The organism is Pantoea sp. X-Soil-OKNW-713, from assembly GCF_059730685.1.
Genome location: NZ_AP035998.1, coordinates 66019 through 83015, shown reverse-complemented (window position 1 = coordinate 83015; position 16997 = coordinate 66019). Strand labels below are relative to the sequence as shown.

The 16997-nt window shown below is 50.9% G+C and carries 15 protein-coding genes; 8 read left to right on the top strand and 7 right to left on the bottom strand.

The features are described from left to right. Window positions 1-161: 161 nt before the first annotated feature. The 5 genes from AC6I8R_RS25350 to AC6I8R_RS25330 all read right to left on the bottom strand — a co-directional run bounded on the left by AC6I8R_RS25350 (window position 162) and on the right by AC6I8R_RS25330 (window position 6198). Window positions 162-1022, bottom strand: coding sequence for an NAD(P)-dependent oxidoreductase (locus tag AC6I8R_RS25350; RefSeq protein ID WP_021183924.1), 861 nt, complete (start codon window positions 1020-1022; stop codon window positions 162-164). A 43-nt stretch (window positions 1023-1065) separates the two neighbouring features. After that, window positions 1066-1596 (bottom strand): SRPBCC family protein, encoded by a 531-nt coding sequence (locus AC6I8R_RS25345; RefSeq protein WP_497833295.1) that lies wholly within the window; start codon window positions 1594-1596, stop codon window positions 1066-1068. Window positions 1597-1880: 284 nt separating this feature from the next. Then, complete coding sequence (locus tag AC6I8R_RS25340) at window positions 1881-2885, bottom strand: ABC transporter substrate-binding protein (protein WP_497833201.1); 1005 nt, start codon at window positions 2883-2885, stop codon at window positions 1881-1883. Window positions 2886-2926: 41 nt separating this feature from the next. Beyond that, window positions 2927-5134 carry a TonB-dependent receptor gene (locus AC6I8R_RS25335; protein ID WP_036626024.1) on the bottom strand — a complete coding sequence of 736 codons (2208 nt, stop codon included), beginning with the start codon at window positions 5132-5134 and terminating at the stop codon, window positions 2927-2929. 512 nt (window positions 5135-5646) lie between these two features. Next, window positions 5647-6198 (bottom strand): TetR/AcrR family transcriptional regulator, encoded by a 552-nt coding sequence (locus AC6I8R_RS25330; protein WP_497833200.1) that lies wholly within the window; start codon window positions 6196-6198, stop codon window positions 5647-5649. 153 nt (window positions 6199-6351) lie between these two features. Here AC6I8R_RS25330 and AC6I8R_RS25325 point away from each other — a divergent pair, with 153 nt between their 5' ends. Continuing rightward, the gene (locus AC6I8R_RS25325) at window positions 6352-6759 is read left to right on the top strand and encodes a nuclear transport factor 2 family protein (protein WP_497833199.1); all 408 of its coding nucleotides are present in this window, start codon (window positions 6352-6354) and stop codon (window positions 6757-6759) included. Window positions 6760-6779: 20 nt separating this feature from the next. On the opposite strand, the gene AC6I8R_RS25320 is transcribed toward AC6I8R_RS25325, so the two are convergent. Beyond that, entirely contained in the window at window positions 6780-7436 is a 657-nt protein-coding gene (locus tag AC6I8R_RS25320; RefSeq protein ID WP_497833198.1) for a TetR/AcrR family transcriptional regulator, read from the bottom strand. 112 nt (window positions 7437-7548) lie between these two features. Between AC6I8R_RS25320 and AC6I8R_RS25315 the strand changes: the two genes are divergently transcribed. The 7 genes from AC6I8R_RS25315 (at window position 7549) to AC6I8R_RS25285 (ending at window position 16086) form a co-directional block, all read left to right on the top strand. Next, window positions 7549-8571 carry an HlyD family secretion protein gene (locus tag AC6I8R_RS25315; RefSeq protein WP_497833197.1) on the top strand — a complete coding sequence of 341 codons (1023 nt, stop codon included), beginning with the start codon at window positions 7549-7551 and terminating at the stop codon, window positions 8569-8571. Then, the gene (locus tag AC6I8R_RS25310) at window positions 8555-10342 is read left to right on the top strand and encodes an ATP-binding cassette domain-containing protein (RefSeq protein ID WP_497833294.1); all 1788 of its coding nucleotides are present in this window, start codon (window positions 8555-8557) and stop codon (window positions 10340-10342) included. The genes AC6I8R_RS25315 and AC6I8R_RS25310 overlap by 17 nt, the downstream gene beginning before the upstream one ends. Further along, complete coding sequence (locus tag AC6I8R_RS25305) at window positions 10335-11462, top strand: ABC transporter permease (protein ID WP_021183916.1); 1128 nt, start codon at window positions 10335-10337, stop codon at window positions 11460-11462. Before AC6I8R_RS25310 ends, AC6I8R_RS25305 begins: the two co-directional genes overlap by 8 nt. A gap of 4 nt (window positions 11463-11466) precedes the next feature. Next, on the top strand, window positions 11467-12582 hold the full coding sequence (locus AC6I8R_RS25300; RefSeq protein ID WP_497833196.1) for an ABC transporter permease: 1116 nt from the start codon (window positions 11467-11469) through the stop codon (window positions 12580-12582). 13 nt (window positions 12583-12595) lie between these two features. Beyond that, the gene (locus AC6I8R_RS25295; RefSeq protein WP_497833195.1) at window positions 12596-14092 is read left to right on the top strand and encodes an efflux transporter outer membrane subunit; all 1497 of its coding nucleotides are present in this window, start codon (window positions 12596-12598) and stop codon (window positions 14090-14092) included. A gap of 185 nt (window positions 14093-14277) precedes the next feature. Further along, window positions 14278-14760: a YbaK/EbsC family protein gene (locus tag AC6I8R_RS25290; RefSeq protein WP_208726892.1), complete on the top strand. Its 483-nt coding sequence runs from the start codon at window positions 14278-14280 to the stop codon at window positions 14758-14760. Between the two features lie 351 nt (window positions 14761-15111). Then, complete coding sequence (locus AC6I8R_RS25285; RefSeq protein WP_497833194.1) at window positions 15112-16086, top strand: VOC family protein; 975 nt, start codon at window positions 15112-15114, stop codon at window positions 16084-16086. A gap of 143 nt (window positions 16087-16229) precedes the next feature. Here the strand turns inward: AC6I8R_RS25285 and AC6I8R_RS25280 are convergent, their stop codons facing one another. After that, window positions 16230-16913: a GntR family transcriptional regulator gene (locus tag AC6I8R_RS25280; RefSeq protein ID WP_208726890.1), complete on the bottom strand. Its 684-nt coding sequence runs from the start codon at window positions 16911-16913 to the stop codon at window positions 16230-16232. Between the last annotated feature and the right edge of the window lie 84 nt (window positions 16914-16997).

Sequence of the window (16997 nt, the reverse complement as noted above, 5' to 3'; positions counted from 1 at the left end):
TGCCATCGCCTGATGTGTTCTGATAACTACCTACTGAGTTTACTCAAATGAGTAAATGAGTATTTACGGATGAAGTCACCCGCAGATTTTACCGCCGTGAAGTGTAGGCTGACCTACCGCGATAGTGACCGCGAAATTATTGCGCAAAGCCTCTTCCTCTTTCAGCGAAACAGCCTTACCACACCTGACATATTGTCCGCGCCCTGTCCGGCGTCGATAGCTCGCTGGAATACCGCACGCGCACCATTCAGTGTCGGGGCATCCTGACCAGATGCAGTGGACTGCAAAATGTATCCGAAGTCTTTTTCAATCAGTTCTGAGGGGAACTGCGGGGTATAATTTTCGCTCATCATTAACCCGGAAATACCGCCAGCCAGCGGGCTCCAGCATGACGTGCCGGAAACCGCATTCAGTACGCGGGCCACATCAGCCCCCTCCTGATTAAGGATGCCAATGATCTCAGCAATTGCGGTGACCTGAACGCCCATCAGGGCATTGGTGGCCAGTTTGGTCAGTGCCGCTGAACCGTGCGCACCGGTGTGGTAAACCACAGACCCCATCTGGAGAAGCACAGGCTGGATTTTTTTGATCACATCCTGTTCTCCGCCAGCAAACCAGACCAGGGTTCCTGCTTCAGCCTGAGGCCGTGAACCTGATACCGGTGCTTCAACGAAGTGCCTGGTGTGCGCAGCCATTTCTGCGGCAAGCGTCTTAATCCAGCCCGGCGTGAGAGTACTGCTCTCTATAGCAATTGAATGCGGTTGCATACCGGCAAGCGCACCGTGCTCGGCATCAAGCCAGACCTCATGTGAGGCATCATCATCGCGCACCATTGATAAAACCACATCAGCACTGGCTACTGCTTCACGCGGCGTTTTGCCGATGATAGCCCCGGCAGAAGCCAGTTCCTTAACAGCCGCCGGCGTGCGGTTCCAGACAGTCAACACATGCCCGGCTTTCAGCAGATTAGACGCCATACGGCTTCCCATCGCGCCCAACCCGATAACGGTGATATTTGCCATTGTCAGTTCCTGTTTTTTCCAGACGGCCACTCAGGCCAGATAATTACTGTTTGGCTTGTTCCGCAGCCTGGACCAGACCTGTCAGCCAAAGTTGGTGAGCGTTGAGCATAGGATTAGGTAATGTGTTGTGCAGTTGTTGAGCAGGAACACCAATCTGGCTTTCTTCTGTCAGGATGCGCAGGCGCCCCCCCGGAAGATTCTCCAGTAACCAGGCGTGATGAACATCGAGATGATGCTGGGCATCACCTTCTACCCAGCCATGCCAGGCGATGCGTGCTGGCCCACCATTAACGGATGGCTGAAACTCAGTAACCTCAGACTCAACCGGGAAACCAAATGTGGTGAATTTAAAACGGGTTCCCATATGCAGTTCTGTTTCACCTTTCTTATGAAAAATGATGTTTGCTGCGTTTTTGTAGTAGTTCGGCCATTCAGACGCATGAGTGAGCAAAGGCCAGACATCATTGATAGTGAGTCCCTTAACGACCACTTCATTAGAAACATAGTTATCTGTGGTGCCCGGGGTAAACTTTTTGGGCCATACAATGACAGGGCCGTATCCCTCAGTCTGCATCTGCGGAGATACCTGTTGCTGTGCGGCATGACTTCCCACGCTGAAAAGTGAAGCAGAACCCAGGAGGACGGCCAGTAGTGTTTTTTTCATTTCTTAATCCAGTCAGTGTGTCGATGAATCAATGGTGGCAGCACTTAAGAAATAAAGAAAATTATGATTTATGATTTTTGATATCAACTTCTATGATATCAAAAATCAGAGGATGGTTATGATCTGGCAACACCTTCATCACAGGGTCGAGCTCAGCCGTACTGAAAATCCGCCCCTGACAGATACAACGCATTTCACGACTCAGGATTAAGGATGTCTTCAACCTGCTGCGATGACAGGTCTACACCAAAGAATTGGCTATAAAAATCATGCGTTTCCTTAGCCATATCGATATCAGCAAATCGCGTCGGGTAAAGGGTTTTCGCCAGCCATAAGATCTGTATTGCCTCTTCACTGGTTTCCCTGCACCACCAGAACATCCCCTGCGGATTGACATACACCCGGTGCTGTTTTACCGCAGACACAGCCTGCCACGCGGGAGAATGCATGATTTCATCGGCATCGCGTCTGTTCATGGCAACAATTGCTTCAGGATTACTGGCGATGACTTTCTCCAGCGGGACTTCACCCATGTTGTTCCGTTTTACGCCAAACCAATGTTCTGCCACGTTGCGCGCGCCAGCTAAATCCATCCAGTCCTGGTTGAGAGAAGGACGACCACTGGTCGTTAGTGGGCTTCCCATGCTGTGATAAAGTGTTACCTGCTCACTTTCCGGCAGCCCTTTCAGTCGTTGCTTTATCAGCGCGATATTGCGGTCAAAATAGTGCTGATAACGATCGTTAATAACCTGTGCCGATGGCCCCAGTGCCTGCGCCGTCAGTGATACCCGCTCACGCAAGGCATCCATAGAATTCGCTTTCAGCTCCAGCGTCTTAACACCGGCCTGAGATAACAGTTCGGGTTGTGACAAATGCATATTGGCGGGAATGATCAGTAGCTGAGCATTGAGTGCGATAACCTGCTCAGGATTGATTTCATGCGCACTGTTCACACCAATGACCGGTACTTTTTCGATGCCTGGATAGATCTGGCGAAACAAAGGAATGCGTTTGGCAATTTCTGAGGTGCCAACAATATTGGGTCCATAACCCAGCATGGCAATAATGGTATTTTGTGCAGGCCAGGGAGACGCGACACGAATATCGCTGTGCGTCTCATTTGCAGCATTACCATACAACGGCCAGGCTAACAGGGCGGCGAATAAAACCGTCGTTAATCGACGAATAAAGTTTTCCATAAAATCCCGGTGCCTCCTGGCGGGAGACACCGCTCCAGATATTAGAAATCGAAAGTGACTGAAGCGCGAACTTCACGGCCGTTGCCGACAAAGGCACTTGCCGAGCTGCCACTCCCGTCGGTATCACCCGGGAAAATAGACGCCCAGTAGTGTTCATTCGTCACGTTATTTACCGCAACACGCAGTGTGGTGGGGATATTTCCAACCATCGTGGTGTAGCGGGTACCGAGATCCAGGGTGGTATAACTGTCTGCCCATGTGGTATTCAGGTCATTACCTGCACGCTTGCCGGTATAATGCACATTGGCGCTGTACACCAGTTCTGGCATGGAAGGCAGGTTGTATTCCACCAGCACATTCCCCTGAACTTTCGGTACGCCGACCACCCGTTTATTACTGGTGTCTTCCGAAACGGTGTTTTTCAATTTCGGATCAAGGAAAGTGACGCCGCTATAGATATTCAGCCCGTCAAACACATTTCCGCTGGCGGTGAGTTCGAGTCCTTTATTGAGTTGATCACCCTGCTCTTTGTAAACCATGTCAGAAGGGTCAACGTAAGCAAAAGGACGTTTCAGGCGAAACAGCGCGGCACCCAGATTCAACCCCTGAACCTGCGCTTTCAGCCCAATTTCATATTGCTCGCTGCGGTAAGGGTCGAGTGTCTGCCCCTCATTTTTAATGCCTTCACCTGTTGCCGCCGTGCCACCCTGTTCAAGCGAGTCGGCATAGCTGATATATGCCATCAAGGCTGGGGTGATCGAATACATCAACGCGACATTCGGGCTTAAGCCATCCTGGCTAACCACCCCGGTTTTCTGGCCCGCATTACTGTAGTTGCTGGTCTCCAGCCAACTCTGGCTGAGATAGAACATCGCTGACCACTGTGGATTGAAGGTGACGGTATCGCCAACGGTGATATTTTGTTGCGTGGTCACACTCGATTTATAACGCGCACCATCAGTGATAATTTTGCCATCACCCGGTTCCTGCATAGCCGAAGGATCATAATAGTTAGTCGTTCCCAGACTATAACGTTGGGTACTGCCTTTAGCGGTCCAGATAGACCATACATATCCTCCCGTGGAGAAGGCCAGGTCGTGACCGATACTGCCCGTATCGACGTGTCCGTTCAGCGTCAGCGTATTACTTAATACTCTGAATCGCCCCGCTGCCGCAGAATCAGAAAGGGAGCGACTGAGTGTTCCCGAATTATCGGTAATCGTGTTAGATACGGTGCGCATTGCCCGGTCAGCCTGCTGGAAGCCAACCCCGGCATTCACTGACCAGTTACTGTTCAGGTAATGAATCAGGTGGGTGCTGATGGTGTCAGTGGTCAGGTCATTACCTGACGTCGGCAACGTATAGTTTTTATTATTCGGATTAGGTGCTTTCGGCAGATTTATGCTCTCACCATAGCTGAAGCCACCAACATAACCTTTTTGTATAAATTCATAATGGCTGGCATCAAGTTGCAACTGCGTCCCCGGTCGGATATTCCAGTCAAACGCGACTGCAACCAGTTTGCGGCGTAACGTGCTGTCCTTCACGTTACCCTCACCCTCTTCATTAAGAAGATTCACCCGGTAGCCAAACTTATCGTCATCGCCAAAATGCCCCCCCAGGTCGACGTGACCACTGTAAGCATTGCGGCTTTGATAACCCAAAGTGACCCGATGCAGCGGTTGTTCAGTGGGACGTTTGGCAACAAAATTAAACTGACCCGCCGGGCTGGCGGGACCATAAAGTGCCCCCGTCAAACTGTTCAGTACATCAAGTCGTTCTAACATCTCTACCGGAAATGCGGTGGTTGAAACGATATTGAGACCATCAAGACGGCTGTTTGCCACCACGCTACCCTGCATCCCCCGGCTTTGTGGCCGTCCAACGTCCATGCCACCGCGGGCCTGCATCTGCGTACTGGGTGAATATTTCAATAATTCGCTGACGCTTTTCGCCTGCTGATTATCAATCATCTGGTGAGTAACGGTCGTGGTTGAGTACGGCGTTTCAGTCCATGACTTATTGCCAATGGGACCCAGGTTGACATCCGGCGTGGTAAACCCTGCCCCACCCTGACTGTCTGAATAAATGTCCCCCGAGGGCACTGCGTTAACCACCATCTGCTCATCATGGGTGGGTTCTTTTGCCGACGTGCTTTTATCTTTTGTCGCAACAGGTTCATTCGTTACTGCTGCACCGACCATCCCAGGCAAACCGGCGAGTAGTATCGCGATTAATCTCTTGTTCATATCATTGCGTTATATAGTTATTTATATTACGAAAAAGGAGCAAGGAGAATACATCTGCAATTAATGATTAGCAATTATTAAAAACATTGAAAAAATGCAACAGGAGTAATCACTCACAGTAAATAACAAGATCTAAACAGGACGTTTATATGTATTTACTATATGATTCCGGGCGTAAACTTAGATGGTTGCATATCATTATATTTTCTTTCATGCGCGAAAATAAAAACTACAAATCAATAAGTTAAGCGAATTACATTAATAAGGAGATAATAATTAAAGGCCAGAAAGACCAATGGAGTGATATAAATCACATAAAACACACATTAATTTCGACAGTTGAAAACACGCCATACACAGACATGTTCTCCATATTTAACCTTCACAGATGACTAAAATCGCCATCAGACATTAACATTTTTTCTATTTACTCTTGCGGTAAAATTTCGACAGGAAATATTCCATTGTTCTGATGGCTGCGCAGAGCATTCTCTCTTCTTTATCTGACCGCTTTAACCTGTAACCACCACCGTATCCAGCGAACGCAGGGCAAAATCAATCATGGCGATAAGCTCTTCTCTGGATGATCCATCACGCGCCTGCAAGGAAATCGCCTGGGTTATGCCATAAAAAAACGCCGCCATTTGCCCAATATCGGTTTCTGCGGGAATGTCGCCGTCATGACGTCCACGTTCAATACGGGCGGTAATCGCCTCAACAATCTTGTGCCGTGCCTGCTTAAGGTACAGCCTTGCCTGTTCATTACCCGGCAGGCAATTCACTACCCCGAGGATCAGCATACATCCGCCCGGTTGATGGGCGAGCGCAGCCTCAATACTGGTCAGGAACATATTACGCAGCGCCTGCCACAGCGTTGGCGGTGTTTCCAGCGCCTGTCGTGACCTTTCTCCGATGGTCACCAGGTAATGATCCACCGCCTCACAAAATGCGGCTTCTTTGGACTCAAAGGCTGCATAAAAACTGGGCGGGTTAATGCCTGCTGCGGCAGTTAAATCAGAGAGTTGCGCGCCTTCATAGCCGCGAATCCAAAAGACTTCCATCATCGCCTGCAAAGCCGCTTGCCTGTCAAAACTGCGGGGTCTTCCGCGAGAAGTCATAGCACACCATTTCTGTAAATATCACTACAAAATTATTGACTGCATCATCCAGCCGGGTTAGAACCAATTATATATTTTTGACTACAGAATAGAAGGCGCATGATGTCTGAACGACAACCGGTTGAGGTTATTGAGGAATTTTTGCAACGTGCGGCAACATCGCCAGATGCTTCCACCATTGCTGAGCTGGTCAGCGAGGAGGTTGACTGGTTCGTGGCGGGAGATGTGGCGGTTGTACCGTGGATTGGCCGCAAGCACGGCAAAGCCGGTGCCGTCGAGTTTTATCGGCAGATCCGCGAGCAGATTAGCTCGGAACAATTTGAAGTCGGCGAGATGTTGGTGCTGGGTGGCAGAGTCATGATCCCCGGCAGGCTGGCCTCCCGGGTGAACAAAACCGGAAAACTGATCGAGAGCGAGTTCGTGCTTGATTTTACGGTGACTGATGGCCTGATTACGCGTTTTCGGCTGTTTGAAGACAGTTACGCGGTCGCACAGGCCTGTGTCTGAAACGCTGGTTAAGCTGACGGTTAACTTTTTTGCGGCGATTCACTGCTGTTCTCGCCACGTATCGCCTTTAACCCAGCCAGAGAAAAAAGTTTGAAATGCGCAGTCAGCGCTTGCGTCTGCATCGCAACAATTTCCTGCACCGGACCAGGTATCCGGTTCCCGGCCACCATCAGCATCATACAGGGTGCCACGACACTGAGCATGCAGGGAAGCAGGCGGGGATCATCCTCTGCAAGACCGGCGGCTTCCGCAACAATCCGCCTGACTGACTGAATTTTTCCTGCACCTTCTGAGTTGATAAAATCACCGAGTTGTACCGAAGGAGACAACAGTTCTCGTGCAAATACGCGTCCGTGCCAGTCATCCGGATTGCTGAGTTTCGCCAGAAACGTTTCCAGAAACACACCCAGTTTATCTTCAGCGGGAAGGTCTGATGCCGCTAACTGAGCAAGCTGATCACCATCCAGGTAATGATGATGAGCCAGTGTCAGCACAGCCAGATATAGCCCATCTCTACCGCCAAAGTGATAGTTGATCGCTGCCAGGTCAACATTGGCTTTTTTGGCGACCTCTTTGTTAGTGGTCTGAGCAAACCCCTTCTCCGCAATCAATTCCCCTGCTGCCTCCAGAATGCTCTCGCGGGTGATATCTCCATCGCTGCGTCGTGCTCTGCCCATTATTCAAAATGCCCGGATAAGTTATTTATGACCATAAGGGGTTTATTATCACACAGTTAAAGTTTAAATTAAATTTAAACTAAGCATCAGAGAGCGTCAGGACGCAATGCCTATGAACAAAAAAATCATCGCTGGAGGGATCGTGGCGGTTCTCATCGTTGTCGCAGGCGCTTTCTGGTTGTTTGGCAGAAACAACCAGAGTTCGGGTCAACTGACGCTGTATGGCAATGTCGACATCCGTCAGGTTTCACTGGCATTTGAGAATAATGGCCGGATCAGTACGGTTACCGTTGATGAAGGCGACCACGTCAAAGCCGGGCAGATTCTGGCTACGCTGGATACCAAAGCGCTGGAAATTCAGGAACAACAGGCTGTGGCGCAGTTGGATGTTCAAAAGCAGACCGTTCGTGAACAGCAGGCGGGCGCGCGTCCGGAAGAAATCGCACAGGCGAAAGCGCAACTGGCATCCGCTCAGGCACAACTGCAAAAAGCCACTGAGGATATCACCCGGATCCAGCGGATTTCAGCCACCACGGGTGGTAAAGGTATCAGCAAGCAGGAACTGGATATGGCCAGAAGTTCCCTGCTCATTGCACAGGCGAGTGTGAAAGAGCGGCAGGCTAACCTCACGTTAATGGAAAAAGGGGTTCGAAAAGAACAGCGTGAGGCATCGGTCGCTCAGGTCCGCGCCACACAGGCCCAGCTGGCACTGATGCAGTATCACATTTCACAGGCCGAGTTACGTTCTCCTGTCGATGCTGTGGTACGCGCCCGTCTTCAGGAGCCGGGTGACATGACCGGACCTCAGAAAGCGGTCTTCACTCTGGCACTGAGTGAACCTAAATGGGTTCGGGTATGGTTGAGCCAAAATGATCTTGGCCGAGTGAGGTCAGGCATGACCGCCCAGATCAGGACAGACTCCTTTCCTGATAACCCCGTGCAGGGCAAAGTCGGCTTTATCTCTTCTGTCGCCGAATTCACCCCAAAATCGGTTCAAACCGAGGAGCTACGAACCAATCTGGTATACGAAGTGCGAATTGTTGCTGAAGACCCGAATGATGTATTGCGTATGGGACAGCCTGCAACGGTCACTATCAACACTCAACCAGAGAAACAACATGATGCCACTCACTGATCGTCAGGACGTGGTGGTGACTCAAGATTTAGTGCGCGAGTTTCCTGCCCCTGGGAAAAATATGCCAGGCCTGCGAGCGCTGGATGGACTCACGCTGAGGATTCGTGCCGGTGAAGTGACGGCGCTCGTCGGGCCGGATGGTGCTGGCAAAACCACCTTTCAACGACTGATCGCCGGACTGTATACCCCCACATCGGGTACCCTGACAGTTCTGGGGACCGATGTGGTCGCTGACCCGCAATCTGTGCAAAGCCGCATCAGTTATATGCCGCAACGATTTGGTCTTTATGAGGATCTGAGCGTGCAGGAGAATCTTGACCTGTATGCTGACCTGCATGGTGTCCCAGCCGGGGAAAGGCAGTCACGTTTTGCCCGTTTGCTGGCTATCACTGACCTTGAACGTTTCACCGCTCGCCCGGCAGGAAAGCTGTCTGGCGGTATGAAACAGAAACTGGGTCTGGCCTGTACCCTGGTGCGCTCCCCGGATTTATTGTTGTTGGATGAACCCAGTGTCGGCGTTGATCCGCTTTCCCGTCGCGATTTATGGAAGATTATTGAGCAACTTGTCCAGGAAGAAAATCTGAGCGTTATCATCAGCACAGCTTACATGGATGAAGCTGAGCGATGTGCTCAGGTTTACATTTTGGATCAGGGTAAAATTCTCGCCTCTGGCACACCAGACGAGCTTCGACAGGTCGCCAATGGCAGCACATGGCAGGCAATTCCGGCATCCGGAATCAAATCACGTACATTGCAGGCACATTTACTTGAACAACGGGAAAAGATTGCTGACGCCGTCCCTAAAGGGGATGCCGTAAGGTTTATTTGTCAGTCCCCTGAAGACACATCGACCCCTGCCGGGATAAACGCTACAACACGCGAACCTGAACTTGAAGACGGCTTCATGCTGTTGCTGCATCGTGCACAATTGAAGGAACACCCCTCAACATTCTCTGCCCCGGTGAAGCCAGAAATGGTGTCATCCCGTGATTCCGCAGATAACAACGATAACCCGGTCATCCTTGTAAAGGATCTGGTCCGTAAGTTTGGTGATTTTACTGCGGTTGCCAGCACCTCTTTTGGGGTAAAACGTGGGGAGATTTTCGGTCTTCTCGGACCGAACGGCGCTGGAAAGACCACCACCTTTCGGATGCTGTGTGGACTGCTGCCTGCGACCAGTGGTCAGCTGGAAGTCGCCGGAATGAATCTGCGAACCGCAAGAGCAAAAGCGCGTGCCCGCATTGGCTATGTGTCGCAAAAGTTTGCTCTGTACGGCAATCTCAGCGTCAGGGAAAACCTGACATTCTTTGGCGGTGCTTATGGCTTGTCCGGGGACGTGTTAGCTCGACAAATTGAAGCCTCTCTTAAACAGTTCAAACTCAATCCTGATGCTATCAGTGGTGAATTGCCGGGTGGGTTTAAACAACGTTTGTCCATGGCTGTCGCATTACTGCATCAACCCGAAATCGTCTTTCTTGATGAACCAACCAGTGGTATCGATCCGCTGGCCAGACGCCTTTTCTGGTACACCATCGGAGAGCTGGCCGATAAGGGGATCACCATCATTGTCACCACTCACTTTATGGAAGAAGCCGAGTATTGCGACCGCATAGCGATTCAGGATGCAGGAAAAATGCTGGCACTGGGTACCCCAGGAGAAGTACGACAGTTTGCCGGGTTGCATCACGATGTCGATATGAATACGGCATTTATTGCGATTGTCGAGAATGCACGAGCCAACGCCATAGAGAGAGGGTCATCACATGCATGACTCCACATTCTTTCATCGTCTTATCTCGCTGACACGGAAAGAAACACGCCAGTTGGTTCGTGATAAAAGCAATCTGGCCGTGGGTTTCCTGTTACCCGTGGTGCTAATTCTTTTATTTGGTTACGGTATTTCTTTCGACCTTGCCAATGCCCGTGTTGCTGTCGTTCAGGAACAACATACTCCGCAAAGCCATCAGGTGATTAGCGCATTGCAGGGAAGTCGCTATCTGTCAGTGCAGGAGTATCCAAACTTCGTTACGGCACAGAGGGCGCTGCAACAGGGGAAAACGGATGCCATTGTCCGTATTCCTTCAGATTATGCGCAGAGTAGTAGCGTCGGCACAGGACAGTTGCAGGTAATCCTGAATGGGGCGGTGACCAGCGTCGCCTCTGCCGCTCAGAGTTACATTACCGGGGCACTGGCCGTGCAGTCTGCCGTTGAATCAGACAGGCAAAATACCCCCTCGGTGGTGGGTTCTGTTTCCATCGAGCAGCGTATGTGGTTTAACGAAGCCAGCAACAGCACCTGGTTCATCGTTCCTGGGATCATTGTCCTGATTCTGACGCTCATTGGTGCCTTTCTTACCGGGTTACTGATAGCCAGGGAACGAGAACGGGGAACGCTTGAAGCGTTGTTTGTCACCCCGGTTCGCCCCCTGGAACTTGTACTCGCCAAACTTGCCCCGTATATGGTGATAGGCACGGTTGACCTGATGATGTGCCTTCTGGCCGCGCATTATCTTTTCGACGTCCCCATCCGTGGCTCTCTGTTCGCTATCATCATCGCCTCTTTGCTCTACCTGCTGGTGGCACTGGGTATGGGACTGGCAATTTCTGGGTTTGCGCCGAGTCAGTTCATGGCAAGTCAGGTGGCACTGATTGCGAGCTTTATGCCAGCCATGATGCTGTCAGGATTTGTCTTTGATCTTCGCAATTTGCCGCTGGCAATCCAGGTAGTCAGTCAGATCCTGCCTGCCACACATTTCATGTCTCTGATAAAAACGCTTTTCCTGGGGGGGAATGACTGGCCATTGTTTTTCCGCCAGTGCGGCATTCTTTTGCTTTACGCAGTGCTGCTTATTAACGCTTCGCGGATCTCACTTCGTAAACGGTTGAGATAAAAAGATGACGAATTCATTAATACAGTGGCTGCGACATATCAGCTTTCTGATAAGAAAAGAAATGCTGACGATCATCAAAGAACCCGCCAACCGGGTGATCCTGATTGCGCCGGCATTTTTGCAGGCCGTACTCTTCGGTTATGCCGCAACCTATGATGTCAATCATGTTGACTACGCCGTCCTGGATCAAAGCAGAAGTCAGTCTTCCATCGAGATTCTGTCGCATCTTGATGGCACCGGTGTTTTTAACCGTACGGCGACCCTGACTTCATCTGCCCAGATAGCGCAGACTGTCATGGACGGTAAAGCGCTTATGGTACTGACTTTCCCACCCGACTTTGAGGATAAACTCAACCAGGGCTTAACCTCCCCCATGCAGGTAATTTTGGATGGGCGTAACTCTTCAACGGCCGGGGCTGCAGCGAGTTATATCTCTGCGGTAGTCACTGGCTTCAATCAGAGAAGTGCTGGCCCTTCTGCCCTGAACGTCGTGGTCAGAGCCTGGTATAACCCAAATTTTGAGTCTCGCTGGGGAATAATGCCGACTCTGATTGCGGCCCTCAGCATGATTCAAACCCTGTTACTTTCTGCTCTGTCTGTCGCCAGAGAACGGGAACAGGGAACATTTGATCAACTGCTTGTGACCCCTTTTACACCCATGCAGCTACTGGTTGGCAAAGCCATACCGCCAGTATTGGTGGGCCTGGTACAGTCGACGATAATTTTACTGATCATTCTGTTCTGGTTCCGGATACCGATGAACGGCTCGTTTCTGGTGCTCTACACCGGCCTGTTGTGCTTCAACATTGCTGCGGTTGGGCTGGGGCTGTCGATTTCGGCTGTTTCCATCAATATGCAACAGGCGATGCTTTATACCTTCTTGCTGATTATGCCGCTCATGCTGCTTTCCGGGCTGCTTACTCCAGTACAAACCATGCCTGACCTGCTCAATACCCTTACCTATGCCAACCCCTTGCGCTTTGCCATCGATCTGGTGCGCCGGGTCTATCTCGAGGGAGCCGGATTCGCTGATATCGCCTTTGATTTTATCCCAATGCTTGCCCTGGCTGTTGTCACTATGCCGCTGGCTGCATGGTTGTTTCGTAACCGACTGTACTGATGCAGGAATGAACATGAATCTCAGTGTTTACCACTTAAATCGTCCTGGGTTGTCTGTCGTGGCAACGTTGCTGGCGATGACACTCGTTAGCGGTTGTACCGTTGGTCCTGATTTCAAAAAACCAGAGCAGAAAGCCCCGGCTGACTGGACAAGCTGGCGTAGTGCTGATCCGGCGTTGCTTCATGTTCCCGGCGCCGCTGCGGTGGCGGATAACCAGTGGTGGAAAAGATACGATGACCCCACACTCAATGTGCTGGTCGAAAAGGCCTTAACTGCCAGTCCTGATATCAGAACGGCCGCGCTTCGGTTTGCCAGCGCACGCGCACAGCAACACATCACGTCGTCGCAACAAACGCCAAATGTCAATGCGACAGCCAGTATCACCCGCAATCAGCAAAGCGAAAACAGCCCTTCGACCAGAGCGTTAAAAGAGGTTCTGCCAAATCCGGATGAGCTCATCACGCTGATGACCGATCCCTACAACTGGTATCAGTCAGGACTGGATTTTAGCTGGGAAATTGATTTCTGGGGGCACGTCCGTCGCGCCATTGAGGCTTCCGAAGCTGACAGCGCCGCGCAGCAGGCCCAGCTTGAATTTGCCAGATTGAGTATTGTTGGTGACGTGGTTAACAGTTACTGGACTTTGCGGGGTGTGCAGCAGCAAATCAGCCTGGCAAAAGATGATGAGAGAGCACTTGATGAACGTCTGTCGTTGATTCGAGCACGAACGTTGGGTGGTGCACAGGATAATACGGATCTTGAACGGCAACGCAGTGAACTGGCAGCGACGCGGGCAAATCTTATTGAATTACAGGCACAGGAGGGGGTGACGACAAATCAGCTTCTTCTGCTGCTGAATGAACGTCCTGGTGCATTGAAAACGTTGCTGCAATTCAAACCTGGCAGCTTACAGGCAGGTAATCTGCCACCTTTACAGTTAGGTATCCCCTCCGAGGTTGCGTCAAACCGACCTGACATCAAAGCTGCGGAAGCACATCTTCATGCTGCCACGGCCAGAATTGGCGTGGCTGAAGCAGAGCTCTATCCCAGTATCACAATCGGTGCCCAAATTGGTATGGATACCTACAGTGCGGGTAATTTCGGTGAATGGGGCAGTCGCAGTTGGTCCGTTGGCCCAAGCCTTAATTTACCGATTTTCGATCGAGGACGGCGTAAAGCGACTGTCGTATTGCGGGAGACTGATCAGCAACAGGCCGCTGTCGATTATCAGAAAACTGTCCTGAGAGCGTGGCAGGAAATTGATGACGCTTTAAGTCGCTATAGCGCAGCCCAACAAAAACTCGCTGAACAACAAACGCGGGCTGAGAGTTCTGCTCAGGCTCTGGCCCTGATTGAGGCACGCTATAACGGCGGATTAACCAGTTTTATTAATGTCCTGGATGCCCAACGTAGCGATATTCAGGCACGTCAGGCATTGGCGATGAGTCAACGGGATCTTAAGACGGCATGGGCGGCGGTGAATCGTGCTGTGGGTAACTATCCACGTTAATCCACACCAGCAACGTTATACACCGCGCTGATGTTGGGATCGTCACGCAAAAGCCGTATAGCAGGAAATGAGAAAGTTAGATCCCGTTGCCGGACTGGTAAAACAGAAAACGATCTGATTTCATAACAATGATGAGCTTTCTTTCATCATATCGTCGAGCTGAAATCAGCAACATGGAGAGCAATATGGGGATTCAACGCGTTCGCAGCTTCCTGCAAACACACGCACCAGAAATTACCGTGACCGAATTGGAAGCACCGACCGCAACCGTGATTCAGGCGGCCGAGGCATTTGGCGTTGAACATGGACAAATAGCAAAATCGTTATCCTTCCGGGTTAATGACCAGGTCGTGCTGGTGGTCATGGCGGGCGATCGGCGACTGGATAACCGAAAATACAAAGAATTTTTTGGGGTGAAGGCGCGCATGCTGGCAGCCGATGAGGTGGAGATGCAAACGGGCTTTGCTCCGGGTGGTGTCTGCCCTTTCGGCATCAATCCGGAAGTTAACATTTACTGTGATGAAAGCCTGCTCAGTTATCCTGAAGTGCTACCTGCGGGCGGCAATGCACGCTCAGGGGTGCGTATCTCGCCCGAAAAGTTGGCCAGCATTACCGGGGCCAAATGGGTGAGCCTGAGTGTTGATGTAAACCAGAAACTGCCCGGGTAAGGGTAAAGTCATTTTAATTATCTGTAGCATCAATCTCAGTACCCGACAGAATCAACGTTATCTGGAACGGATTTCTTTAGAAATCCGTCAATCTGGCCATGAGATGCCCTCACGCTTTGTTCAGTTTGCCGCCAGCCACTCTGCCTGATCAATTTATGAAATTTATACGCTATTGGCATTTTCCCGCCGATCCGCCGCGTTTTGCCCCTATCCGGTGATACATCCGTCACAGTATAAATGGAACTCATACCCTGAAAAGCGAAAGCCACCTGCTTTCCAGTGCCGCTTAAAGATACCCTGACCGAAGGATAAATAAACCTCTACGATACGATCAGATTTTGGGAGCCTCGAATGACAAACCATTTAGCCGAGCCATGTCATGATATTGCACACCTGGCACATGTTGAGATGTTCTCAAATAAATTTGAGGAAAGCCTGGATTTCTTTGTCAACGTGTATGGTCTCACTGTCTCTGCACAGGATGAGAACCATGCCTGGCTCAGGGCATGGGATGACTACGAATTCCATACCCTGAAACTGACGCGCCACTCAACGACAGGTGTGGGCCATATCGCCTACCGCGCCAGTTCAGAGGCCGCGTTGATGCGACGGGTGGCGGCGATCGAGGCCAGTAAATATGATGTTATTGGCTGGGTTGACGATGAACCTGGGCATGGACGCGCTTTTCGCTTCTCAGATCCCTTCGGACATATATTTGAAATCTATTACGATACGGTACGTTATCAGGCAGATGCGGCTGAGCGCCCTTCATTAAAAAACTTAGCGCAACGCTATCATGGCCGCGGCGCTTGCCCACGTCGTCTCGATCATCTCAACCTGCTGGCAGCCGATGTGAGCGAGTTTAAAACCTTTATGGAAACCTGCCTCGGCTCGCGCGTCACCGAAATGATTCAGCTTGATAACGGACGCATCGGCGGTTGCTGGTTCACGATCAATAATAAAACATACGATCTGGCCTGCACCGAAGAGCATGGTGGGGGTAATGCTCGTCTTCATCATGTCACCTATGCGACAGATACCCGTGAAGATATTTTGCGTGCCGCGGATATCTTTCTCGAAAATGGTGTACATATCGAAACCGGACCGCATAAGCATGCCATTCAGGGCACATTCTTCTTATACGTATGGGAACCAGCTGGCAACCGTGTTGAGCTGGCAAATTCTGGGGCACGGCTGATTCTGGCTCCTGACTGGCAGACAGTCGTCTGGACGGAAACCGAGCGTAAAAAAGGACAGGCATGGGGCCTGAAGACGATCGAAACTTTCCATACTCATGGCACACCGCCAACGCAGAAACAACTGTAAGAAGGCTGATTCCGTTTTATATTCAGCATAAGATGTCGTGCGTGAGCGTTGTTTACAGCTCCGGGCAGCATACCATTACCGAAAAAGGTTCTGCCAAATGAACCTTTTTCGGTCCAGACCGCTCAACGTCGTCCCCCGGTGCCTTACATTTGCATCAATAAGTGTTGAATACGCTCAGCAGTCAGCGTGAGATGACGATACATGGCCTGCGAAGCCGCCTCCGCATCCCCTGCTATAACGGCATCACATATCGCAATATGTTCAGGTAACGTGGTGAGGAAAGGCTCCTGCAATTGTGAGGCGATGGTATTCTGACACCACTCAATCTGGCTCCACATCTCCTGCATCATCCGGGTTAATCGGGCATTGTCGCAATATTGTAATGCCAGCTTATGGATCAGCAGATCTACTGCTGGCAGCGATTGCTCTACGTTCTGTTGATGCAGTTGTTCCCCCGCCTGGAGATAGAGGGCGCGCGTTTGCTCGGCCTCTGCACGCGGAATATTGGGCGTCGCCAGGCGAATGGTGGCACTCTCCAGCGCAATACGCACATCAAACAACTCTTTGACATCTCTGGCATTCAGCGTTGCCACAAACACACCGCGACGAGGGAAGATCTCCATTAACCCCAACGCCTCTAATTTTCGCGCCGCATCGCGTACCGGTGTGATACTGATGTTCCATTGCGTCGCGTAGTAACCGAGATCAACACGCTGTCCGGGGGTTAATCGGCCAGAGATAATTTCCTGACTCAGTGCATCGACAATTTGATTGCCGAGCGTTTCCAGAGAAATCGCGGGAAGCGCATCAGTTTGCGTTTTTGTCATTATCGTCATCCAATACATCGCTCGTTAAGCAGCTTACCGTCAAACCGGCTGAAATCTTATATATCAGTCTACGTAGCGATTCTG

Excerpts from the sequence above, each read along its gene's own strand:
- AC6I8R_RS25305 (WP_021183916.1), top strand. The coding sequence starts at position 10,335 with ATGCATGACTCCACATTCTTTCATCGTCTTATCTCGCTGACACGGAAA.
- AC6I8R_RS25335 (WP_036626024.1), bottom strand. The coding sequence starts at position 5,134 with ATGAACAAGAGATTAATCGCGATACTACTCGCCGGTTTGCCTGGGATG.
- AC6I8R_RS25300 (WP_497833196.1), top strand. The coding sequence starts at position 11,467 with ATGACGAATTCATTAATACAGTGGCTGCGACATATCAGCTTTCTGATA.
- AC6I8R_RS25320 (WP_497833198.1), bottom strand. The coding sequence starts at position 7,436 with ATGGGCAGAGCACGACGCAGCGATGGAGATATCACCCGCGAGAGCATT.
- AC6I8R_RS25285 (WP_497833194.1), top strand. The coding sequence starts at position 15,112 with ATGACAAACCATTTAGCCGAGCCATGTCATGATATTGCACACCTGGCA.
- AC6I8R_RS25325 (WP_497833199.1), top strand. The coding sequence starts at position 6,352 with ATGATGTCTGAACGACAACCGGTTGAGGTTATTGAGGAATTTTTGCAA.
- AC6I8R_RS25345 (WP_497833295.1), bottom strand. The coding sequence starts at position 1,596 with ATGCAGACTGAGGGATACGGCCCTGTCATTGTATGGCCCAAAAAGTTT.
- AC6I8R_RS25295 (WP_497833195.1), top strand. The coding sequence starts at position 12,596 with ATGAATCTCAGTGTTTACCACTTAAATCGTCCTGGGTTGTCTGTCGTG.
- AC6I8R_RS25340 (WP_497833201.1), bottom strand. The coding sequence starts at position 2,885 with ATGGAAAACTTTATTCGTCGATTAACGACGGTTTTATTCGCCGCCCTG.
- AC6I8R_RS25290 (WP_208726892.1), top strand. The coding sequence starts at position 14,278 with ATGGGGATTCAACGCGTTCGCAGCTTCCTGCAAACACACGCACCAGAA.
- AC6I8R_RS25310 (WP_497833294.1), top strand. The coding sequence starts at position 8,555 with ATGATGCCACTCACTGATCGTCAGGACGTGGTGGTGACTCAAGATTTA.
- AC6I8R_RS25315 (WP_497833197.1), top strand. The coding sequence starts at position 7,549 with ATGAACAAAAAAATCATCGCTGGAGGGATCGTGGCGGTTCTCATCGTT.
- AC6I8R_RS25330 (WP_497833200.1), bottom strand. The coding sequence starts at position 6,198 with ATGATGGAAGTCTTTTGGATTCGCGGCTATGAAGGCGCGCAACTCTCT.
- AC6I8R_RS25280 (WP_208726890.1), bottom strand. The coding sequence starts at position 16,913 with ATGACAAAAACGCAAACTGATGCGCTTCCCGCGATTTCTCTGGAAACG.
- AC6I8R_RS25350 (WP_021183924.1), bottom strand. The coding sequence starts at position 1,022 with ATGGCAAATATCACCGTTATCGGGTTGGGCGCGATGGGAAGCCGTATG.